The following is a 23,600-nucleotide window of genomic DNA, read 5'->3' as shown; positions in this document are numbered from 1 at the left end:
CCTTGGCCCCAGATCCCCACATCGGATCGCGCCTCGTGGGAGCCCCTCCATGCCAGCTCATGTGCTCAGACCACTGACCGTTCTGGGTGATCACCAGGTCACCACCGCGGAGATAGCCGACGACGTCCGGAACCACCACCCGGACCATCCACGGCTGGGCGCGTTCCTCCGCGTGATCGGCAACTGCGGGGTCCAGACCCGTTACTTCACCCGGCCCCTCGGCTCCCCGACCGTCGCGGGCTCCGCCGGGATCGAGGAGCGCACGACCGCAGCTTTCGAGGACGTCCTCGCCATGGCCGAGAAGGCGGCCAAGGCGGCCCTCGACGAGGCCGGGCTCACGGCGCTCGACATCGATGCCATCGTGACCACGCACACGACGAGCTGGACTGTCCCGAACCTGGACATCAATCTGATCGACCGGCTCTGCCTGCGCCCCACCGTGCGCCGCGTCGCCCTGACGACCGTGGCCTGCCCTGGAGGCGCCCAGGCGCTGATCCGCGCCGCCGACCTGGTGGCCGCGCGGCCCGGCAGCAAGGTCCTCGTGGTGGCCGGGGAAGTCCTGTCCGGCATCTACCACAACGCCGACGACACCATCGAGTCGATGATCTACAAGGCCCTGTTCGGCGACGCGGCGGCGGCGACGATCGTCACCGACGAGCCGCTCGGCCCCGGCCTCGTCATCGAGGACAGCTTCGAGTACATCCTGCCGCACAGCGTCGACCGCCAGGCGGGCCGCATCGACCACGCGGGCATCCATTTCGTGTCCACCAAGAAAGCGCTGTCCGCGGCCGACGACGTGCTGCCGCAGCTCAAGGACTGGGTCGGCACGGACCGTCCCGGGTTCGCCGTCATCCACCCGGGCAGCCCGCGCATCATCGCCGACACGGGGGCGGCGCTCGGCCTCGACGAGCACGGCACGCGGCACTCCACGGACACCCTCGCCCACGAGGGCAACATCGGCGGCGTCAGCGTCCTGCGCGTCCTGGAGCGCACCCACGCCGACCCGCCCGCGGACGGCGAGCGCGGCTACACGATCGCGTTCGGCCCCGGCTTCGCCACGGCGGCGCTGCGCTGCCGCTGGCAGTCCTGACTCTCCCCCGGCACACCCCTCCCACCCGACGTCCCGCTCCCCTGCCCGCGTACGGCACTCCAGACCCTGGCCCGCCCGCAGCACCCCGACCACGCCGAGCACCCCCGAGCACACCGGCCCACCCGAAGCACTCTGCCGGACCAACGGGCCGCCGCCACCCCGCTTTGCTCCCCCTTTCCGCTATTTGCCATGCCTTTGCACAACGCACCTTTGTACGCAGTGGCTTTGCGCGACGCTGCCGCGCCCACCGCGCTGGTGGACGGCGTGACTTTGCGCGCTGTGCGTTTGCGCAACGCATCCCCTCGTCCTTTCGGCCATCCCGATCCGTCCACCTGACCGATGCGCGCCCCGGGCCGCGCCCGACAAGCTGGACGGATGTTCACGGCGCGCAATCCCAGGTGGTGGCTCAGAGCGGCGGGATCCTTCGGTGTGGTCGCGCTGACGGCGGTGCTCCTCACGGGCGCGTCCGGCCGGCGCGGGCGGACCCGTCCCGGTCCCGGCGACAGCGGGGCCGATCCCCGGCTCGACGCGGCCGCCCTGGCGATCGCCGTCGTCGTGTCGACGGCCGTCCTCCTGCTCCTTCGCCGCCCCGTCACGGACGAGACCGCGGCCGACCGCGAGGTCGCCCCCTGATGCTGCACACGCTGTACCTGATCGGCATCGCCGCCTTCGCCGCCAGTGGGGTGCTCGCCGCGCACCGCGCCCGGATGGATCCGTTCGGCGGCCTCGTGCTCGCCTTCGTCGCCTCCATGTCCGGCGGTACCCTGCGCGATCTCATCCTGGACCGGCACCCGCTGTACTGGACGCACGACTGGGTCCTGCTCACGGTCGTCGCCTGCACGGGCGTGGCCACCATGCTGTTCCTGCGCCACCGGGAGCTGCCCCAGCGCACGCTCATGGTGGTGGACGCCGTCGGCCTGGCCGTGGTGACCGTCATGGGCGCGCAGGCCGCCATCGACGCGGGCGTCACACCGATCGCGGTCGTCCTCCTCGCGGTCCTCACGGGGGTCACCGGCGAAGTCCTGCGCGATGTGCTGTGCGGCCAGTTCCCGCCGCTGCTGCTGCGCGAGGAGGTGTACGCGACCGCCGCGCTCGCGGGCGCCCTGTGCTACCTCGGCCTGCACCACGCGGGCGCGTCCCCGACCGCGACCACGGTGACCTCGGCCGGCCTCGTGCTCGCCCTGCGCCTCGCCGCGATCACGAAGTCCCTGCACCTGCCGCCGCTCTCACGTGCACAGAGCACGGACGCCGACCGGATACCGGCCCAGGACCCGGCCCCGGACACCGCAGGAAATCCCGTTGCCCCACCGGAACCGCCCTGCTGAAGTGACCGCATGGATCACGGCCGACAGCCTCAAAATGCCGCTTTGGCCCTGGAGTGGCGGAGGCCGAACCGGAGACGCTGCAGCCCCTGCTGCACAGCATCAACCCCGCAGAAGGCGCTGACGCGGTCGCTCGCGTCGTGGTGCGAGCCGCGGGGCTGATTCGCGTCCGCCGGAGCCGAGCCGAAGGGACGAGGCCGCCCCCTTCGGCTCGGCGAAGGGGGCGGCCGTTCAGGTCGGGGCGGCGCCCGTCAGGCCGCGCCGCCCGTGGAGATCACCACCATCTTCGTCACCGAGCCGTCATCACCGACCACGTCGCGCACGTGCCGGAAACCGACCCGTTCGCAGACGGCGAGGCTGACGGTGTTCCCGGCGCCGACCATGCCGTAGACCTCCTTGAGCCCCAGGTTGTCGGCGGCGTGCCGGAGCAGGCCGCCGATGATCTCCTTGCCGAAGCCGCGGCCCCAGTAGCGCGGTACGAGCGCCGCGATCATCTCGTGGCCGTCGACGTTGCCGGTCTTCTTCACCTCCGCGTGGCCGATGTACGTGCCGTCGTGCCACACGCCCCAGACGTCGAACATCTCCTTGGGGTACACGTCCGTGAGGACGAACTGGAACAGCTTGCGCAGTTCCGGCTCGGGCACCAGGTCCTGGCCCATCCAGTGGCACACCTCCTCGTCGCGGAGCAGGGCGACGAAGTGGTCCTCGTGCTCGGGCCGGTAGGGCGTGAACTCCAGACGTTCGGTGCGCAGTTCGGGTGTCACGGGCGGACTCCTTCCAGGCGGCCGGCGGGCGTTCCTGCCGGTGCCGTGCCGCCGGGTGACCGCCGTGCGTGCCGGTCCCCGTCGTCACGCCGCGTCAGATGGCGGGTGCGGTCGTTCATGTGCTGCTCTCCTGTTCCGTGTGCGGTGTCACCGGCCGGGGCGAGCGGTACCGGCCGGGGTGTCCTGCGGGGTGGTGCGCGGGGTGGGATGGGGGCCGTTTCAGGGGGTGGTTCTCCCGAGGGTCCGGTGCTTCTCCGAGCGGTGGGGTGGGGGTGCCGGTCGTCAGACGCTGTCCCGGGCATGTCGGGCGATGTGGTGCAGGGCTTCGGTGAACTCCTCGGCCGCCTCCCGTACGGCTTCGGTGTCGTGGTGGCCGGTGCGGTGGTGCCAGGTGAAGGCGAGGCGGCCGTCCTGCACGGCGCCGACCACCTCCAGGGGGTGCGAGCCGCTGTCCCGGGGGTCGTGGTCCTGGCCGAGGGAGCCGTGCTCGGTGCGGACCAGGCCGGTGCCGGGCTCGGCGGGCCGGGCGTCCCACTGGCCGAGGTAGTTGAACACCACCTGGCCGTGGGCCGCGGCGCCGAGCCGGGCGCGCACCTCCGGCGACCCGAAGGTGCGCAGGGCGCCGAAGCCGATGCCGTTGCCGGGGACGACCCGCAGCTGGCGGCGGACCGCCTTCACCAGGGCGCGCCAGTCGCGGGAGGCGCCGAGGTCGTCCGCGTCGGGCACGGTCAGGGCGACCGGGTGGACGGTGGTGAACCAGCCGACCGTGCGGGACAGGTCCACCCCGTCGAGCAGGTCCTCGCGGCCGTGGCCCTCCAGGTCGAGGCGGACCCGGTCCCGTCCGGTCCAGCGGGCGAGGGTGAGGGCGAGGGCGGCGAGGAGGACGTCGTTGACGCGGGTGCGGTAGGCGGTCGGTGCGGCGCGCAGCAGGGCCTCGGTGTCCTCCTCGGTCAGCTCCACGGTGAGCTGGCGGGCCTCACCGGCGTCGGGGGCGGGGCTGTCGGCGGCGGGCAGCTGCTCGGCGGTCACCGCCTCCTCCCAGTACGGCAGTTCGTGGTCGAGGCCGCCCTCGGCGACGTGGGCGGCGAGCTTCCGGGACCACGCCTGGAAGGACGTCGACCGCTCCCCCAGCGTGACCGGGCCGCCCTGGGCGGCCTGCCGGTAGGCGGCCTCCAGGTCGTCGGAGAGGATCCGCCAGGACACGGCGTCCACGACGAGGTGGTGGCCGACCAGGAGGAGGAACGCCGGGCGGTCGGCGGCGCCGGTGAACAGCGCCGCCCGCAGGAGCGGGCCCCGGCCGAGGTCGAAGCCGGTGTGCAGGTCGTCGGCGGCCTTCTCCATGGCCGCGTCGGCCGCCCCGGCGGCGAGGCCCCGCAGGTCGTGCTCGACGAGCACGACGTCGCCCGCGGCGGGCGGCGGGTTGAACTGCTGCCAGCCGTCGGCGCCGTGCGTGAAGCGCATGCGCAGCGCGTCGTGGTGTTCGAGGAGGGCGTCCAGGGCGGTGCGCAGCGCGGCCGGGTCGGGGTCGCCGTCGAGTTCCAGGAGCGCCGACTGATTGAAGTGGTGGTGGGCCGCGCGCGGCGTGGTGAGGAACCACTCCTGGATGGGGGTGAGGGGGACGTCGCCAGTGGCCGGGCCGTCGTCGGAGCGCTGCGGCGCGGTCCGCACGACGGTGGCCAGTTCGGCGACCGTCTGGTGGGTGAACAGGTCGCGGGTCGCCAGGTGCAGTCCGTCGCGGCGCAGCCGGGACACGACCTGCATGCTGAGGATGGAGTCGCCGCCGAGGAGGAAGAAGTTGTCGTCGGCGCCGATGTCGTCCACGCCGAGGACGTCGGACCAGATCCGCGCGATGTGGCGTTCGGTGTCGGTGCGGGGCGCGGTGCGCGGCCCGGTGCTGGTGTGCGCGGGGCCCGGGGCGGGCAGGGCGCGCCGGTCGGTCTTGCCGCTCGGGGTGAGCGGCAGCCGCTCCAGCGGGACGAACACCGACGGGACCATGTGCAGCGGCAGCAGTCCGGTGAGGTGTTCGCGCAGTTCCGCCGGGGGCAGCGGGTCGGGTCCGGGGTCGGCGGGGACGACGTACGCGACGAGCCGGCCGGTGCCGCCGCCGTCGGGCCGGTCGGGGGCGCGGACGACGACCACGGCGTCGCGCACCCGCGGGCTGCGGCGCAGCGCGCTCTCGATCTCGCCGGGCTCGATGCGGTAGCCGCGCAGTTTGATCTGGTCGTCGGCGCGTCCGGCGAACCGCAGCGCCCCGTCGCCGCCCCAGCGGACCAGGTCGCCGGTGCGGTACATGCGCTCGCCGGGCGCGCCGAAGGGATCGGCGACGAACCGCTGGGCGGTCAGGGCGGGTTGGTTCAGGTAGCCGCGGGCGAGGCCGGGGCCGGCGACGTACAGCTCGCCGGTGACGCCGGGCGGCACGGGCCGCAGACCGGCGTCGAGGACGTAGACGCGGGTGTCGGCGGCGGGGCGGCCGATGGGCGGGGCGGCGGCGTCCGGGGTGAGCGGGCCGGTCCAGGTCGCGACGACGGTGGCCTCGGTGGGCCCGTACGAGTTGACCATGCGGCGGCCGGGCGCCCAGCGTTCCACGAGGTCGGGCGGGCACGCCTCGGCGCCGACGATGAGGGTGCGCAGGTGCGGCAGGCCGTCCGCGGTCTCCGGGGGCACGGTGGCGAGGGCGGCGGGCGGGATCAGCGTGTGGCTCACGTGCCGCCCGGTGAGCACCTCGGCGAGGCGTTCGCCGACGAGGGGCCCCTCCTCGCCGGTCACGAGGGCGGCGCCGCTCAGCAGGGACACGCACAGCTCCAGGACGGAGGCGTCGAAGCTGGGCGAGGCGAACTGCAGGACGCGGTCGCCGGGGCCCGCGGCGTACTGCTCGGCGGCGCCCGCGGCGAAGGCGGCGAGGCCGCTGTGGGTGACCACGACGCCCTTGGGGGTGCCGGTGGAGCCGGAGGTGTAGATGAGGTACGCGGGGTGCGCGGGGGTGAGGGGCGCGGTGCGGTCGGCGTCGGCGGGCGGGGTGTCCCGGTCCGGTTCCCCGTCGTCCCCGGCCCACACGTGGGCCGGGTCCTCCAGGGTCAGGCAGGCGCCCGCGTCCCGCGCCATGAACGCTCTCCGCTGTGCCGGGTAGGCGGGGTCGATCGGCAGGAACGCGCCGCCGGCCTTGGCGACGGCGAGCTGGGCGACGACGGCGGCCGCCGCGCGCGGCAGGGCCACGGCGACGACCTGCTCCGGGCCGACGCCACGGCGGATGAGGCGGTGGGCGAGGCGGTTGGCGGCGCGTTCGACGTCCGCGTACGTCAGTTCCTGCTCGTCCTCGACGAGGGCGGGCGCGTCGGGTGTGCGAGCCGCCTGGCGTTCGAACAGCTCGGCCAGGGTCGCCGCGGCGGCCGGGGGTGTGGTGCCCCGCCCCTGGTCGAGGAGGGCCTGCAGTGCGGCGTCGGAGGACAGGGGCAGGGCGCCGAGCGGGCGGTGCGGGTCGTCGGCGACGGCGGTCAGGAGCGCGGCGAGCTGGTCGGCCATCCGCTGGGCGGTCGCCGGGTCGAAGAGGTCGGTGTGGTAGGTGAGCAGGCCCTCCAGCGCGCCGGAGTCGGTCTCGGCGAATTCCAGGGTGAGGTCGAACGCCGCGTGCTGCAGCTCGGGTTCGATGTCGGTGACGGCGAGGCCGGGCAGGTCGAGGTCGCCCTGCGGGGTGTTCTGGAGGACCACCATCACCTGGAAGAGCGGGGTGCGGCTGGTGTCGCGCACCGGCTGCACCTCGTCCACGATCCGTTCGAACGGCACGTCCTGGTGGGCGAAGGCGTCGAGGACGGTGCCGCGGACGTCGTCGAGGAACTCGGGGAAGGGGCGCCGCGGGTCGACGTGCGAGCGCAGGACCAGGGTGTTGACGAAGAACCCGACGAGGTTCTGGGTCTCGGGCCGGTCGCGGCCCGAGGTGACGGTGCCGACGGCGATGTCCGCCGCGCCGGACAGCCGGGCCAGGTAGGTCTGCGCGGCGGCGACGAGGGTGGTGAACAGGGTGGCGCCGCGGTCCCTGCCGACCTGGGCGAGGCGGCGGGCCGTGCGGGGCGGCAGGGCGAGCCGGGCGGTCGCGCCGTGGTGGGTGCGCACCGGCGGGCGCGGCCGGTCGGTGGGCAGGTCGAGCGGCTCGGTGTCGGCCAGCTGCTCGGCCCAGTAGGCGAGTTGGGCGTCGGTGTCGGGTGCTGCGGTGGTGCGCTGCCAGTGCGCGTAGTCGGCGTACTGGACGGGCAGCGGCGGCAGGTGCCCGGTGTCGTGGCCGAGGGCCTCGCGGTAGAGGTGGGCGAGGTCGCCGGTGAGGACGGCGGTGGACCAGCCGTCGGTGACGATGTGGTGCAGGGTCAGGGTCAGGACGTGGTCGTCGGCGGCGAGGCGGACGAGGGCGGCGCGCAGCAGCGGGCCGTGGCGCAGGTCGAAGGGGCGGGTGCGCTCGTCGGTGAGGAACCGGGCGAGCTGGTCGGGGCGGTGCTTCTCGGACAGCTGGGCCAGGTCGTGCAGCGGCAGCGGCACCGGCTGCGGCGGGTGCACGATCTGCACGCCGTGGCCGTCCACCGAGTCGAAGGTGGTGCGCAGCGACGCGTGCCGGGCCACCAGGGCGCTGAGGGCGGCGGCCAGGGCGCCGGTGTCGAGGCGTCCGCGCAGGCGCAGCGCGAGTCCGGTGACGTACTCGGCGCCTCCGGGGGCGAACTCGGCGAGGAACCACAGGCGTTGCTGGGCGTACGACATGGGGGCGGTGGCGCGGTCCACGGGCACGATCGCGGGGCGGGTCTCGGCGGCGGCCCGGCCGTCGGTGACGAGGGCGGCGAGCGCGGCGGGCGTGGGGTGGGTGAACACCGCGCGCGGTGACACGTCGGTGCCGAACTCCTCGGTGAGGCGGGAGGCGAGCCGGATGCTGAGGATCGAGTCGCCGCCGAGGGAGAAGAAGTCGTCCTCCACTCCGGGCCTGCCGATGTCGAGGACGTCCGCGAAGACGTCGGCGGTGCGGCGCTCGGCCTCGGTGCGGGGCTCGACGCGGGGTGCGCCCGCGTCGGTGTCCGGTGCGGGCAGCGCGGCGCGGTCGACCTTGCCGTTGGCGCTGAGCGGGAGCGCGGGCAGGGGGACGTACGCGGACGGTACGAGGTAGTCGGGGAGGGCGCGGTCGGCGTACACGCGCAGCGCGGCGGCCTGTTCGGCGTCGTCTCCGGCCGGGCCGACGAGGTAGGCGACGAGGCGGCGGGCGCCGGGCCGGTCCTCGCGGGCGACCACGGCGACGTCCGTGACGCCGGGGTGGGCGGCGAGGACGGCCTCGGCCTCGCCGGGTTCGACGCGGAAGCCGCGGATCTTCACCTGGTCGTCGGCGCGGCCGAGGAAGGCGACGGTGCCGTCCGGGTGGCGCCGGGCCAGGTCGCCGGTGCGGTACATGCGGGCGCCGGGCGGTCCGAAGGGGTCGGCGAGGAAGCGGGCGGCGGTGTCGCCGGAGCGCCCCAGGTAGCCGCGGGCCACGCCCGCTCCGGCGACGAACAGTTCGCCCGCGCACCCCGGCGGCACGGGCCGCAGGCGGGCGTCGAGGACGTAGGCGCGGGTGCCGTCGAGGGGGTGGCCGATGGGCACGGTGTCGGGGACGGCGTCCGCGTCGGCGAGGGCGAAGGAGGTGGCGAAGGTGGTGGTCTCGGTCGGCCCGTAGCCGTCGACGACGGTCAGGCCGGGGCAGGCGGCGAGCACGCGGCGCACGGCCGCGGCCGGGACCACGTCGCCGCCGGTCCACACCTGGCGCAGGCCGGTGAAGCAGTCCGGCGCGTCCTGCGCGAGGAGCCGGAAGAGGCCCGCGGTGAGCCACAGCGCGGTCAGGCCGTCGCCGTGACCCGGGCCGTCGGAGAACCGGCGCAGCAGCGCGGCGTCCACCGGCCCGTCCGGCGCCACCACCACGCAGCCCCCGGTCAGCAGCGGCGCCCACACCTCGAACGTGACGGCGTCGAAGGCGACCGGCGAGTGCAGCAGCACGCGGCGGCAGACGCCGTCGGCGAAGCGGCTGTCGGTGGCGAGCGCGGCCACGTCGCGGTGGCGTACGGCGACGGCCTTCGGGAGGCCGGTGGAGCCGGAGGTGAACATCACGTAGGCGAGCCGGTCGGGCCCGGCCTGGGGGGCCGCGGGTCCCCCGGCGGCGTCGGCGCGCGCGGCGGCGACGTCGGCGGCGGTGAGCCGGGCCGTGGCGCCGGCCTGGTCGAGCAGGGCGCGGCGGCGCTCCTCGGGGGCGCGGGCGTCGACGGGCAGGTAGGCGCCGCCCGCCTTGAGGACGGCGAGCTGGGCGACGACGAGTTCGGCGCCGCGGTCCATGAGCAGCGCCACCCGGTCCTCGGCGGTGAGGCCGTCGGCGAGGAGCCGGGACGCCACACGGTCGGACCAGTCGGCGAGCTGCCGGTAGGTGATCCGCCGGTCGCCGTCGTGCACGGCGACCGCGTCCGGGGTGCGCCGGGTCTGCTCGGCGAAGAGGGCGACCGGGGTGCGCGGCTCCGGCTCGGTGGTGGCGTGCCACCGCTGGAGGAGGTCCCGGTCGTCGGCGGTGAGCAGGTCGAGGGCGGACAGGTCGCCGTCGAGGCCGTCGGCGAGGCGGGTGAGGAGTGCGGCGAGGCGGGCGGTGGCGCGTTCGGCGGTGGCGCGGTCGAAGAGCGCGGCGTCGTAGGCGAGGTCGAAGCCGAGCCGGTCGGCCACGTGGGCGCGCAGGCACAGCGGGAAGGTGGTGGCGTCGTCGGCGCGTACGTCGGCGACCCGCACCCCGGTCCTGGCCTCCGCGGACTCGTCCACGGGGTAGTTCTCGAACACGACCATGCTGTCGAACAGGGCCTCGCCCGCCGGGAGCCCGCTGCGGGCCTGGATGCGGGGCAGCGCGACGAAGTCGTGGCGGCGGGCGTCGCTCTGCTGGTCCTGCAGGCCGCGCAGCCAGGGCAGCAGGCCGCCGTCCGGGACGCGGACGCGGGTGGGCACGGTGTTGATGAACATGCCGACCATGGCGTCCACGCCGGGCAGTTCGGCGGGGCGGCCGGAGACGGTGGTGCCGAAGACCACGTCGTCGCGTCCGCTGTAGCGGGCCAGGAGCAGCGCCCAGGCGGCCTGCACCACGGTGTTGACGGTCAGTCCGGCGTGTGCGGCCGTGCGGCGCAGGCGCCGGGAGACGTCGTCGTCGAGTTCGTGGTGGACGGCGTCCTGCGAGCGCGCGCGGTGCGCCTCGGCGGGTGCGCGGTCGTACGGGAGCGGGGTGCGGGCGGCGAACCCGGCGAGGGCGTCGGCCCAGAACTGTTCGGCGGCGTCCTCGTCCTGCTCGGCGAGCCAGCGGAGGAAGTCGGCGAACGGGCGCCGCAGGGGCGCGGCGGCGTCGGGGCCGCCGGTGAGGGCGGCGTAGCGGTCGCACACCTCGATCAGGAGCTGTCCGGTGCTCCAGCCGTCGAGGATCAGGTGGTGCGAGGACCACAGGAGCAGGATCTCGTCGTCGGGCAGGGCGGCGAGCGTGACACGGGTGAGGGGCGCGGTGGTCAGGTCGATGCCTTCCGCGCGGTCGGCGGCGAGCAACTCATCGGTCGCGGCCTCTTGCTGACCAGGCGTCAGGTCGCGCCAGTCGAGGTGCGTGACGGGCAGTTCGGCGCGGTGGTGCACGACCTGCACGGGGTGCGGCAGGCCCCGCCAGTGGACGCTGGTGCGCAGCGCCGGGGTGCGGTCGGCGACGTGCTGCCAGGCCCGGGCGAAGACCTCGGGGTCGGCGACGCCGGTGAGCCGGACCGCGGTGCGGTCGAAGTAGGCGCCCGCGGTGTCGACCAGGCCGTGGAAGAGCATGCCGGACTGGAGGGGGGTGAGCGGCAGGACGTCCTCGACGTGCCGTCCGTCGCCGACGAGGTGGTCCACCTCGCCCGGGGTGAGCGTGGTCAGCGGGTAGTCGGAGGGGGTGCGACCGCCCGCGTCGGGGCGGGCGCAGTGCGCCACGATGTCGGTGAGCGCCGCCCGGGTCTCCTCGGCGAGGTGCCGCACGGTGGCCTCGTCGTACACGGCGGTCGGGTACGTCCAGCCGAGCTGGAGCCGCCCGTCGTGGACGACGCCGGTGATGTCGAGGAGGTAGGGGCGGGGCGCGTCGGGGTCGGTGTCGCGTCCGGCGGACGGCAGGGAGGCGCCGTAGAGCGTGCCGCTGCCCGCTCCGGTGGTGTCCCACTGGCCGTGGTAGTTGAAGCCGACGAGCGGTGCGGGGGCGTCGGCGAGAGGGCTGTCCGGCAGCAGATGGCGCAGCGCGCCGTGGCTGAGGCCGCGCAGCGGCACCGCGCGGAGCTGTTCCTTGACGGAGCGCAGGGTGTCGCGCCAGCCGGCGTCCGGGTCGACGGTGAGGGCGAGGGGGAACTCGGCGGTGAACCAGCCCACGGTCCGCGACAGGTCGACGTGGTCGAAGAGGTCCTCGCGGCCGTGGCCCTCCACGCCGACGAGGACGCGGTCGCGCCCGCACCAGCGGGCCAGGGTGCGGCCCAGCGCGCTGAGCAGGACGTCGTTGACCTGGGTGCGGTAGACGTCGGGGACCTGCCGCAGGAGCGCGTCGGTCTCGGCGGCGCCGAGCGTGACGGTGACGGTGGCGGCGGTGCCGTGGGTGTTGGGGCCGGGGCGTCCGGCGGGGAGTTCCGCCGGGGCCTCGGCGGTGCGGGTCCAGTGGGCGAGGTCCGCGTCGAGGCCGCCGGAGCGGGTGTGCTCGTCGAGGCGTGCGGCCCAGTGGCCGTAGGCGGTGCCGACCGGGGGCAGCGCGACGGGACGCCCGGCCGCGGCGGCGCGGTGGGCGGTCTCCAGGTCGCCGAGGAGGATCCGCCAGGAGACGCCGTCCACGGCGAGGTGGTGCACGGTGACGGTGAGCTGCGCGGGCCGTCCGGGGCCGCGGTCGAAGACGAGGACGCGGAGGACGCGGCCCGCGGTGGGGTCGAGCGCGGCCTGCGCGGCGTCGGTGACGGCGTGCACCTCCGCCGCGAGGTCCGGGCCGTCGAGTCCGGCCACGTCGTGGCGCGTGAGAATGCCGTCCAGTGCCTCGTCGGCCTCGTCGGCCTCGCCAAGGGGCTCCTGCACCCAGCCGTCACCGGTGTGGCGGAAGCGGGTGCGCAGGGCCGCGTGGTGGCGTACGAGGGCGTCGACCGCCGGTTCCAGGGCGGTGAGGTCGGTGTCCGGGGCCAGCTCCATGCTCTGGGTCATGGTGAAGCGCAGCGGGTCGCCGGGGCGGCGGCCGTCGAGGTACCAGCGCTGGATCGGGGTGAGCGGCGCCTGGGCGGGCGGGTCCGCGCCCAGGACCTCGGCGGGGTCCGCGGCGGTGGCGCACAGGGCGAGTTCGGCGACGGTCGGGGAGCGGAACACGTCCTTGGTGGTGAGGGCGAGGCCCGCCCGGCGGGCGCGGGAGACGATCTGGATGCTGAGGATCGAGTCGCCGCCGAGCGCGAAGAAGTTGTCCCGCGCGCCGATCCGTTCCGCGCCCAGGACCTCCGCCCAGATCGCGGCCAGGCACTCCTCGGCACCGGGCCGCGGCGCCACGTACGCCGTCGCGGTGTCAGGACCCGCGGGCGGTGCGGGCAGGGCGCGGCGGTCGGTCTTGCCGCTGGTGGTGCGGGGGATGCGGGTCAGCGGGACGAACGCCTGCGGCACCAGGTGGTCCGGCAGGGTCCGGCGAAGGCGGGTCCGCAGGTCGTCGCCGGTGGGGGTGTGCTCCCCCGCGGGCACGACGTGGGCGACGAGCAGCTTGCGACCGGCCTGCTCGTGGACGGTCACCACCGCCTCGGCGATGTCCTGATGGACGGTCAGGGCGGCCTCGATCTCGCCGGGTTCGACGCGGAAGCCACGGATCTTGACCTGTTCGTCGACGCGGCCGAGGAACTCCAGGGCCCCGTCCGCGTCCCAGCGGGCGCGGTCGCCGGTGCGGTACATCCGCGTGCCCGGGGCGCCGTAGGGGTCGGCGAGGAAGCCGGCGGCGGTCGGGCCGGGCCGGTCCAGGTAGCCGCGGGCCACCTGGGCGCCCGCGAGGTACAGCTCGCCGGGGGTGCCGGGCGGTACCGGGCGGAGCGCGCCGTCGAGGACGTAGGCGCGCAGGCCGTGTCCGGGGCGGCCGATGGCCGGGTGCGCGGGCCGGTCGGCGCAGCGGCCGTAGACGGCGTCGACGGTGCACTCGGTGGGCCCGTACACGTTGTACGCGGTGACGCCGAGGTCCTCGGCCGCGCACAGGTCCCGCCACTGGTCGGCGCCGATCGCCTCGCCGCCGACGAGGAGCAGGCGCGGGTGGTGGCGGCCGGGCGCGAGGAGTCCGGCTGCGGTGAGTTCGCGCAGGAAGGAAGGGGTCACGTTCACCAGGTCGATGGCGCTGTCGGCGACTTGGGCGCAGAACGCCTCCGGGTCCAGGCGGACGTCCTCGTCGATCAGGTGGACCTCCTGGCCGAGGGCGAGCAACAGGGGCCCTTCCCAGGACGTGTCGAAGGAGAACGAGGCGCTGAGCGCGGCCCGCAGCCGGTGGCCGTCCGCGGTGTGCGGGGCGACGAGTTGCGCGCGGTGGTCGTGGCAGAGGTTGACGAGCTGGCGGTGTTCCACGGCGACGCCCTTGGGGCGCCCGGTGGAGCCCGAGGTGTGGATGATGTACGCGGTGTTGCCGGGGCGCAGGGGCGCGGTGCGGTCGGTGTCGGCGGGGTTGTGGGCGGGCAGCCGGTCCCAGGGCAGCGCGCGCAGGGCGTCGGCGGTGAGGACGGTGCGGGCCGCGGTGTCCGCGAGGAGGTGGGCGACGCGCTCCTCGGGCAGGTCCGGGTCGAGGAAGAGCAGGGTGCCGCCCGCCTTCAGGACGGCGAACACGGCGACGACCAGGTCCGAGGTGCGCGGCAGGCGCACGGCGACGGCCTGCTCGGGGCCGACTCCCTGGGCGATGAGGTGGTGGGCGAGGCGGTTGGCGCGGGTGTTGAGGGCGGCGTAGTCGAGGGTGGCGTCCCGGGCGACGAGGGCGGTGGCGTCCGGGGTGCGGGCGGCCTGCGCCTCGAAGAGCGCCGGGAAGGTGCCCTCCGGTGCGGGCGCGGGGCCGCCTTGCCACTCCCCCAGGACCTGGTCCCGCTCGGCGGCGGTGAGCAGCGGCAGCGCGCCGACGACGCGGTCGGGGTCGGCGGCGGCGCCCTCCAGGAGCAATGAGAGCTGGGCGGCGAGGCGTTCGGCGGTGACCGTGTCGAACAGGCCGGTGTTGAACTCCAGGTGCCCGGTGACGCCGCCGTCGTGCTCGACGAAGTCGAAGGCGAGGTCGAAGGTGGCGTGCCGGACCTCGGGCCGTACGGCTTCGACGTCCAGGCCGGTCAGGGCGGGGGCCTCGGCGCCGAGGTTGTGCAGGGCCACCATGACCTGGAACAGGGGGGTGCGGCTGGTGTCGCGTTCGGCCTTCACCTCGTCCACGACGCGTTCGAACGGCACGTCCTGGTGGGCGAAGGCGTCCAGGGTGGTGGCGCGGGCCCGGCCCAGGAGCTGACGGAACGTCAGTTCCAGGTCGATGGTGCCGCGCAGCACCAGCGTGTTGACGAACATGCCGACGACGTCGTGGAGTTCTGCGCGTTCGCGTCCGGCGGTGACGGTGCCGACGGCGATGTCCCGCTGTCCCGTCCAGCGGGCGAGGAGCACCTGGCAGGCCGTCAGCAGGGTCGTGTAGAGGGTGGTGTCGGCCGCGCGGCCGGTGGCGCGGAGCCGTTCGGTCAGCGCGGCGGGCAGGGCGAAGGTCACCAGGGCGCCGTCGCGGGTGCGGACGGCGGGGCGCGGTCGGTCGGTCGGCAGCTCCAGCGGCGCGATGCCCTCGAGCGTGTCGCGCCAGTACGCGAGCTGCTCGTCGGCCTGCTCGGTGCGGGCGCGCTGCCAGGCGGCGTAGTCGGCGTACCGCACGGGCAGCGCGGGCAGCTCGGGGGCGCGGTCGGCGCACGCCGCCGCGTACAGCTCGCCGAGGTCCCGGCCGAGGACGCCGAGGGACCAGCCGTCGGTGGCGATGTGGTGGACGGCGAGGACGAGGACGTGCTCGGCGGCGGCCAGGCGGACGAGGCGGGCGCGCAGCAGGGGGCCGGTGCCGAGGTCGAAGGGGGTGGCGGCCTCGCGCTCCAGGAGCGCGTCGAGGGCATCGGGGGCGTCCGGGGTGCCGGTGAGGTCGTCCGACGACACCTCGACCGCGTACGGCGCGTGCACGATCTGCCGTGCCTGGCCGTCCTGTTCGGCGAACGTGGTGCGCAGCGCCTCGTGCCGGGCGACGAGGCCGTCGAGCGCGACGCGCAGCGCGGCCTCGTCGAGCGGGCCGCGCAGGCGCAGCGCGGACAGCGTCGTGTACTCGGTGCCGCCGGGTTCGAAGCGGTCGAGGAACCACAGGCGCTGCTGGGCGTACGACAGCGGCGGCGCGGTGTCCGGGTCGGCGGCCGGGATGACGTCGGGGGCCGCGGTGCCGGCGCCCGCGTCGAGGGCGGCGGCCAGGGCGCTCACGGTGGGGTGGCTGAACAGCAGGCGCGGTGAGACGTCCGTACGGAAGGCCGTGCGCAGCCGGGAGGCGACCCGCACCGCGAGGATGGAGTCGCCGCCGAGGGCGAAGAAGTCGTCGTCGGCGCCCACGTCGCCCGCGTCGAGGGCGTCCAGGACATCCGCCCAGGCGGCGGCGACGAGGTGTTCGGCCGGGGTGCGCGGCGCGGTGCGGTCGGCGCCGGTGGCGAAGCCGTCGGCGCCGGGGGCGGGCAGGGCGCGCCGGTCGAGCTTGCCGTTGACGGTCAGCGGCAGCGCGGCGAGCGGCACGTAGGCGGCGGGCACCATGTGGGCGGGCAGCAGGAGCGCGAGGTGGGCGCGGAGGTCGGCGGCGGGCGGTGCGGTGTCCTCGCCGGTGCCGACGACGTGGGCGACCAGGCGCCGGGTTCCGGCGGCGTCCTCGTACACGCCGACGGCGGCGGCGCCGACGCCCGGGTGGGTGTGCAGCGCGGCCTCGATCTCGCCGGGCTCGATGCGGTAGCCGCGGATCTTCACCTGCTGGTCGGCGCGGCCCAGGTACTCCAGGGTGCCGTCGGCGCGCCGCCGGGCCCGGTCGCCGGTGCGGTACATGCGGCTGCCGGGCGCGCCGAACGGGTCGGCGACGAACCGGCCCGCGGTCAGGGCAAGTCGGCCGAGGTAGCCGCGGGCCAGGCCCTCGCCCGCCACGTACATCTCGCCCACGCCGCCGGGCGGCACGAGGGCCAGGTCGTCGTCCAGGACGTGGATCCGCAGGTCGGGGATGCCGGTGCCGATGGGGCTCGCGGCGCCCGCGGAGACCGTCGCCGCGTCCAGCGGGGCGTAGGTGACGTGCACGGTGGTCTCGGTGATGCCGTACATGTTGACCAGGCGTGGCGCGGTGTCGGGGTGCCGGGTGCACCAGTCGGCGAGCCGGTCCACGTCGAGGGCCTCGCCCCCGAAGATCACCTGCCGGAGCTTCAGTCCGCTGCCCAGCTCGGGGTGTTCGGCATCGGCACGGGCCAGGGGATAGAACGCGGAGGGGGTCTGGTTGAGGACGGTGACCTGTTCGTCGACGAGCAGGCGCAGGAAGTCCTCCGGGGAGCGGGCGGTGTCGTCGGGGACGACGACGAGCCGCCCGCCGTGCAGCAGCGGGCCCCACAGCTCCCACACGGAGAAGTCGAAGGCGTAGGAGTGGAACAGCGTCCACACGTCGTGCTCGTCGAAGCCGAACCAGTCACGGGTGCGGGTGAAGAGGCGGACGACGTTGGCGTGCGGGACGACCACGCCCTTGGGGCGGCCGGTGGAGCCGGAGGTGTAGATGGCGTAGGCGGGGCTTTCCGGCAGCGGGCGCGTCGTGGGGCCCGCGGCGGGGCGCCGGTCGAGGTCGGCTCGTACCGCCGGGTCGTCGAGGAGCAGCACCGGCACGTCGGTGCCGTCGGCGCGGACGTCCGCGTGCGTGCTGGTCACCAGGACCACCGGGGTGGCGTCGCCGAGCAGGTGGGCGACGCGTTCGGCGGGCAGCCCGGGGTCGACGGGCAGGTAGGCGGCGCCGGACTTGAGGGTGGCGAGGACGGCCACGACCAGGTCGGTGGAGCGGGGCAGGGCGAGGGCCACGAACCGCTCGGGGCCGGCTCCGGCCTCGGCGAGGCGGTGGGCGAGACGCCCGGCGGCGGCGTCGAGGGCCGCGTAGGTCAGGTGCTCGGCGCCGCAGGTGACGGCGGTGGCGTCGGGGGTACGGGCGGCCTGCGCCGCGAACAGGTCGACGAGGGTGGTGTCCGGGCGGCCGGGCGCGGCGCCGGTTCCGTCGGTTCCGTCGGTTCCGTCGGCGAGGATCCGGTGGCGTTCCGCGGCGGTCGTGGCGGTGAGGGAGCGCAGCGGCAGGCCGGTGGTGAGGGCGCCGTCGGCGATCTGGGTGAGCAGCAGGCACAGGCGTTCGGCGAGCGCCCGCGCGGTGCCGTCGTCGAACAGGCCGGGGTCGTAGGCGAGGTCGAAGCCGAGGCGTTCGCCCTGGTAGGCGCGGAGTACGAGGGGGTAGTTGGTGGCGTCGCGGGAGGTGACGTCGGTCAGGCGGACGCCGGTGGTGGCCGCGCGGGCCTCGTCGAAGGGGTAGTTCTCGAAGGCGACGATGCTGTGGAACAGCGGGGTGCCGGACGGCACGGCGCTCAGCGCGGTCAGCTCCGCCAGGGAGACCGCCGCGTAGCGCCGCGCGTCGGCCTGCGCCTCCTGGAGTGCGCGCAGCCAGGCGACGGCCGTGCGCCCGCCGTCGACGTGGACGCGGGTGGGCAGGGTGTTGATGAACATGCCCACCATGGACTCCACGCCGGGGAGTTCGTCGGGGCGGCCGGAGACGGTGGTGCCGAACAGCACGTCCCGTTCGGCGCTGTGCCGGGACAGCAGCAGCGCCCAGGCGCCCTGGACGACGGTGCTGACGGTGAGCCCGGCCTCCCGCGCGGTGCGGGCGAGGCGCGCGGAGGCCGCGGCGGAGAGCCCGGTGGTGTGGACGCCCGCGGACCGCGCCTGGTGGGCCTCGCGCAGGGGCCGGTCGACGGGCAGCGGCGTCGGCGTGGCGAAGCCCGCGAGGACGTCGCGCCAGTGGGCGCGGGCGGCCGTGCCGTCCTGCTCGGCGAGCCAGCGCACGTAGTCGCCGAAGGGGCGGCGCACGAGCGGCTTCGGCTCGGCGCCGCTCACGAGGGCCGCGTACCGCTCGCCGACCTCGGTGAGGACCTGGGCGAGGCTCCAGCCGTCGAGGATCAGGTGGTGGGAGGTCCACAGCAGGTGCAGGCGCGCGTCGGGCAGCCGCACCAGGGTGAGCCGCATCAGGGGCGCGACCGTGAGGTCGATGCCGCGTGCGAGGTCGTCGGCGCGCAGCCGCTCGAACCGCGTGGCGCGCTCCTCATCGGCCACGTCCCGCCAGTCCACGTGGGTGACGGGCACGCACGCCTCGCGGTGCACGACCTGGAGCGGCACGGGCACGTCCTCCCACACCACGGAGGTGCGCAGGGCGGGCGTGGCGTCGGCGACCTCCTGCCAGGCCCGCGCGAAGGCGTGCGCGTCGGCGACCCCTTCGAGGAGCAGGGCGGCCTGGTCCACGTACACGTCGTCCGCGCCGCCGACGAGCCGGTGGAAGAGCATGCCTTCCTGGAGCGGCGTCAGCGGCAGCAGGTCCTCAACGCCGCGGCCGTCGCCGGCGAGGCGGTCCACTCCGGCCTGGTCGAGGCGGGCGAGCGGGAAGTCGGAGGGGGTGCGTCCGCCGGCGCCGGGGCGGGCGCAGTGCTCGGTGATCGCGGTGAGCGCGGCGGTGAGGGCGTCGGCCAGGCCCTCGACGGTGGCGGTGTCGTGCACGTCCGGGCTGTAGTGCCAGGTGAACTCCAGCTCGCCGTCGGCGACGACGGCGGCGACGTCGAGGAGGTGGTCCAGGGGGGCGTCGGCTGCGATGTCGCGGCCGGGCACCTCGGCGGCCGGGGTGAAGTCGCCCGTGCCGGAGGTGTCCCACTGGCCGTGGTAGTTGAAGGAGACCTGCGGCAGCGGCACGTCCCGCAGGTCGCGGGCGGCCGGGTCGGGCGAGCCGAGGCGGGCGAGTGCCTCGTAGCTGAGGCCGCGCCGGGGCACGGCCCGCAGCCCTTCCTTGACCGCCTTCAGGGTGGCGCCCCAGTCGGGCGCGTCCGCGGGCCCGGCCGGGGTGAGCGTGACGGGGTACTGGGTGGTGAACCAGCCGACCGTACGGGACACGTCGAGGGCGTCGCCCAGTTCCTCGCGGCCGTGGCCCTCCAGCGCGACGGACACGCGCTCGGCGTCCGCCCAGTCGGCGAGGACCCGGGCGAGGCCGCTGAGCAGCACGTCGTTGACCTGGGTGCGGTAGACGCCGGGCACGCGGCGCAGCAGGGCGTCGGTGGTCGCGCGGTCCAGGCGGGTGCGGACGGTGCGGACGGATCCGGCGAGCGGGGTGCCGGGGCGGTCGACGGGCAGCGGTGTGCGCGGCTCCGCGGCCTCGGCGGTCCACGCGGGCAGGTCGCCGTCGAGGTCGCCGTCGCGTACCCGTTCGGAGAGCCGCGCGGCCCACTCGGTGAACGGCGTGGTGGCGGGGTCGAGGCGGACCGGCTCGCCTGCGGCTGCCTGCCGGTAGGCCCGTTCCAGGTCGGTGAGGAGGACGCGCCAGGAGACGCTGTCGACGGCCAAGTGGTGGGCGGTCACGAACAGTTGGGGCCGCTGTCCGGCCGGGGTCCGCAGCAGGGCCGCGCGCAGCAGGGCGCCGGTCGCGGGGTCCAGAGCGGCGCGGGCGGCGTCGGCGGCGGCCTCCCGGGTGTGCCGCGCGTCGGTGGCGGGCGGGTCGTGGCGGGTGAGGAGTCCGGTGGCCGGGCCCTCGCCGGGGTGCTGGCGCCAGGTGTCGCCGGTGCGGACGAAGCGGGTGCGGAGCGCCGGGTGGTGCGCGGCGAGGGCGTCGACGGCCCGTTCCAGGGCCTCCTCGTCGAGGGCGGCGGGCAGGTCGAGCAGCAGCGACATGCTGAACCGCCGCAGCGGCCCGTGGGTGGTGAGGAACCAGTCCTGTACGGGGGTCAGCGGGGCGGGCCCCTCGGCGGGCGCCCGCCGGGGCGCGGGCACGTCGGCGGCGCGCCGGGACGCGGCGGCGGCCAGGTCGGCGACGGTCTGGTGCCGGAAGACGTCCTGCGAGGTCAGCCGCAGCCCGGCGGCGCGGGCGCGGGAGACGGCCTGGATGCTGAGGATGGAGTCGCCGCCCAGCTCGAAGAAGTTGTCGGTGACGCCCACGCGGGTGGTGCCGAGGACCTCCGCCCAGATGGCGGCGAGGGTCTCCTCGTCGGGGGTGCGCGGCGCGACGAACTCCCGCTCCCGCGCGCCGGTGTCGAGGTCCGGCGCGGGCAGGGCGCGGCGGTCGAGCTTGCCGTGGGCGGTCAGCGGCAGCGCGTCGAGGACGGTGAACGACGACGGCACCATGTGGTCGGGCAGCACGCGGCGGCACTCGGCCCGCAGCGCGGCGGCCTCGGGCCGCGCCGCGCCCGCCGCCGGGGCGACGTAGGCGGCGAGGCGCAGGTGGCCGTGCGTGTCGGGCACGGCGACGACGGCCGCGGCGGACACCTCCGGCAGGTCGAGGAGCGCGGCCTCGACCTCGCCGGGCTCGATGCGGTGGCCGCGCACCTTCACCTGGTCGTCGGCGCGTCCCAGGTAGTCGAGTTGGCCGTCGGCGGTCCAGCGGGCGAGGTCGCCGGTGCGGTACATCCGGCTGCCGGGCGTGCCGTACGGGTCGGCGAGGAAGCGGGCGGCGGTCAGTCCGGGCCGCCCGGCGTAGCCCCGGGCGACCTGCTCGCCGGCGAGGTACAGCTCACCGCCCACGCCGGGCGGCACCGGCTGGAGCCGCTGGTCGAGGACGTACGCCCGGACGTTGGGCAGCGGACGGCCCACCAGGGGCCGCCCGTCGCCCTCGACGCGGCAGGCCAGCGCGTCGACGGTGCACTCGGTGGGTCCGTAGAAGTTGTACGCGGCGACGTCGCGGTGTCCGGCCAGCTCGCGCCAGAGGGCGGGGCCGATCGCCTCGCCGCCGAGCATCAGGACCTTCGGGTGGTGGCGGGGGTCGGTGAGGAGTCCGGCGGGCAGCAGCTGCCGCAGGTACGAGGGCGTCAGGTCGAGGAAGTCGACGCGGTGTTCGACGACGTACTCGACGAGGGCGGCGGCGTCGAGCCGCGTCGTCTCGTCGACGAGGTGCAGCGGGTGGCCGTCGGCCATCAGGAGGACGCCTTCGAGGGAGGTGTCGAAGGAGAACGACGCGGTGAGCGCCACCCGCAGCGGGCCGCCGCCCGCGTCGGCGACGAAGCCCGCGCGGTGGCCCGCGAGGAGGTTCGTCAGCGCCCGGTGCGGGACGGCGACGCCCTTGGGGCGGCCGGTGGAGCCGGAGGTGTAGAGGACGTACGCGGTGGTGTCCGGGTCGAGCGGCGTACGCGGGTACGGCTGCGGGGCGCCGGTGCCGGGGACGGCCCGCAGCGCCTGCTCGTCGAGGACGAGGGCGGGTCGCGCGTCGTCGAGCAGGAACCGTACGCGCTCCTCGGGCAGCGCGGGGTCGACCGGCAGGTAGGCGGCGCCGCACTTCCACACGGCGAGGATCGCCACGATCATGTCGGCGGTACGCGGCAGCCGCAGCGCCACCAGCCGCTCGGGCCCGGCGCCCGCGGCGGCCAGGTGGTGGGCGAGGCGGTCGGAGCGGGCGTCGAGCATGGCGTAGTCGAGGCGGTCGGCCCCGGCCACCAGGGCGGTGGCGTGCGGGGTGCGGGCGGCCTGCCGGGCGAAGAGGTCGGGCCAGGTGGCGGCGGGGACGGGTGACTCGGTGGCGTTCCACTCCTGGGTCACGCGCCGCGCCTCGGACGGGGAGAGCAGGGGCAGGGCGCCGAGGGGGCGGTCGGGTGCGGTGGCGGCGGCGTCCAGGAGGCGCAGGAGCTGGTCGGCCATGCGCGCGGCGGTGGCCGTGTCGAAGAGGTCGGTGCGGTACTCCAGGAGACCGGTGAGGCCGTCGCCGTCGGGGACGAACTCCACGCTCAGGTCGAAGGTGGCGGCCTGCCGGGGCACGTCGACCGGCGCGGCGGCCACGGCGCCGAGCGCGGACGCGGTGGGCGGGTCCGGGTGCAGCAGGACCATTGCGTCGAACAGCGGGTTGCGGCCCGCCTCCCGGGTCGCGCCCACGGACTCCACGATCCGCTCGAACGGCGTGTCGCCGTGCGCGAAGGCGTCGTTGACGGTGTCGGCCGCGGTGCCGAGCAGATCGCGGAACGACGCGTCGGCGGCGACGGGTGTGCGCAGCACGACGGTGTTGGCGTAGAAGCCGACGGCGCGTTCCAGGTCGGTGCGGGAGCGCCCCGGGGTGAGGGAGCCGACGGTGATGTCGTCCTGCCCGGACCAGCGGGCCAGGAGCGCCTGGCACACGGCGACCAGGGACGTGAACAGGGTGGTGTGCCGCTCGGTGGCGAGGGCGCGCAGCCGGGCCGTGGTGGCCGCGGGCACGGCGAAGGTGTGCAGGGCGCCCGCCCCGGACTCCGCTCCGGCGCGCGGCCGGTCCAACGGCAGCGCCGGCGCCACGGCACCGGTCAACTGACGGGTCCAGTAGGCCAGATCGCGCTCGAGGCGTGCCCCGGAGAGCTGCTCGCGCTGCCACACCGCGAAGTCGGGGTACTGCGTCGCCACGGGCGGCAGCTCCGGCTCCCGGCCCTGCGCGGCGGCCTCGTAGGCGGCGCACAGTTCGTCGAGGACGACGCCCATGGACCAGCCGTCGGTGACGATGTGGTGGGCGGTGAGGAGGAGGACGTGGGAGGCGGCGGGCGCTCCCGGCGTGTGCGGCGGTGCGGGGGTGCCCGGTGCCGCCGGTTCGCGCAGCAGCAGGGCGCGCAGCGGCGGCCCGGTGCGCAGGTCGAACGGGCGGTTGTACTCGGCGAGGAGCGCCTGATCGAGGGCGTGCTCCGGCGCGGGCGGGCTCGCGGGCCCGCCGGGCGCGGCAGCCCCGTCGGACGTGGCGGCAGCGGTCACGTCCCGTACGGGAAGCGGTACATGTCCGGCCGGGTGCACGACCTGCACGGGCCGCCCGCCGGTCTCGTCGAACGTGGTGCGCAGCGCCTCGTGCCGCCCCACGACGGTGTCCAGGGCGCGGGAGAGGGCGTCGAGGTCGAGGGGGCCGGTGAGCCTCAGCGCGACCGCGCTGTTGTAGCGGGCGTCGCCGGGCCGCAGCCGGTCGAGGAACCACAGCCGCTGCTGCGCGAACGACAGCGGCAGCGGCCCGGTCCGGTCGGCACGGGGGATGCCCGTGCGGGCGGGCGCGCCCGGGGTCCCGGCCCGCCCGGCGGTGCCGCCGCCGGGCGCGGTGCCTCCGGCGCGGCCCGCGAGGCGGCGGCGCAGCGCCTCCTGGAGGTCCTTCGGCAGGGCCGCGGCGCGGTCTCTCTTCTCGTTCGAAGACGTCATGATCGTTGCGGT

The 23,600-nt window shown here is 75.7% G+C and carries 6 protein-coding genes; 3 read left to right on the top strand and 3 right to left on the bottom strand.

Annotated elements, in window-relative coordinates; genetic code table 11:
• The first annotated feature begins 49 nt into the window (after positions 1-49).
• The 3 genes from AB6L24_RS14605 (at position 50) to AB6L24_RS14595 (ending at position 2,415) form a co-directional block, all read left to right on the top strand.
• Positions 50-1,090 carry a PhlD gene (locus AB6L24_RS14605; RefSeq protein ID WP_405655604.1) on the top strand — a complete coding sequence of 347 codons (1,041 nt, stop codon included), beginning with the start codon at positions 50-52 and terminating at the stop codon, positions 1,088-1,090.
• Between the two features lie 375 nt (positions 1,091-1,465).
• A complete protein-coding gene (locus tag AB6L24_RS14600; protein WP_405655603.1) occupies positions 1,466-1,723 on the top strand; it encodes a hypothetical protein in 258 nt (85 codons plus the stop codon).
• On the top strand, positions 1,723-2,415 hold the full coding sequence (locus tag AB6L24_RS14595; protein ID WP_405655601.1) for a trimeric intracellular cation channel family protein: 693 nt from the start codon (positions 1,723-1,725) through the stop codon (positions 2,413-2,415). The genes AB6L24_RS14600 and AB6L24_RS14595 overlap by 1 nt, the downstream gene beginning before the upstream one ends.
• A 248-nt stretch (positions 2,416-2,663) precedes the next feature.
• Here AB6L24_RS14595 and AB6L24_RS14590 read toward each other — a convergent pair whose 3' ends face one another.
• The 3 genes from AB6L24_RS14590 to AB6L24_RS14580 form a co-directional block, all read right to left on the bottom strand.
• On the bottom strand, positions 2,664-3,176 hold the full coding sequence (locus tag AB6L24_RS14590) for a GNAT family N-acetyltransferase (protein WP_405655599.1): 513 nt from the start codon (positions 3,174-3,176) through the stop codon (positions 2,664-2,666).
• Positions 3,173-3,295, bottom strand: a complete 123-nt coding sequence (locus AB6L24_RS14585) for a hypothetical protein (protein WP_405655598.1) — start codon at positions 3,293-3,295, stop codon at positions 3,173-3,175. Before AB6L24_RS14585 ends, AB6L24_RS14590 begins: the two co-directional genes overlap by 4 nt.
• A 163-nt stretch (positions 3,296-3,458) precedes the next feature.
• Entirely contained in the window at positions 3,459-23,588 is a 20,130-nt protein-coding gene (locus AB6L24_RS14580) for a non-ribosomal peptide synthase/polyketide synthase (RefSeq protein WP_405655597.1), read from the bottom strand.
• Between the last annotated feature and the right edge of the window lie 12 nt (positions 23,589-23,600).

It is taken from the genome of Streptomyces sp. RK9 (genome assembly GCF_045070545.1).
Taxonomy (GTDB): Bacteria; Actinomycetota; Actinomycetes; order Streptomycetales; family Streptomycetaceae; genus Streptomyces; species Streptomyces alboflavus.
This window is presented reverse-complemented; position numbering and strand designations above follow the sequence as displayed.

Bases quoted from the DNA above. Each gene is read 5' to 3' on its own strand.
- AB6L24_RS14600 (WP_405655603.1), top strand. From the start codon at position 1,466: ATGTTCACGGCGCGCAATCCCAGGTGGTGGCTCAGAGCGGCGGGATCC.
- AB6L24_RS14580 (WP_405655597.1), bottom strand. From the start codon at position 23,588: ATGACGTCTTCGAACGAGAAGAGAGACCGCGCCGCGGCCCTGCCGAAG.
- AB6L24_RS14585 (WP_405655598.1), bottom strand. From the start codon at position 3,295: ATGAACGACCGCACCCGCCATCTGACGCGGCGTGACGACGGGGACCGG.
- AB6L24_RS14595 (WP_405655601.1), top strand. From the start codon at position 1,723: ATGCTGCACACGCTGTACCTGATCGGCATCGCCGCCTTCGCCGCCAGT.
- AB6L24_RS14605 (WP_405655604.1), top strand. From the start codon at position 50: ATGCCAGCTCATGTGCTCAGACCACTGACCGTTCTGGGTGATCACCAG.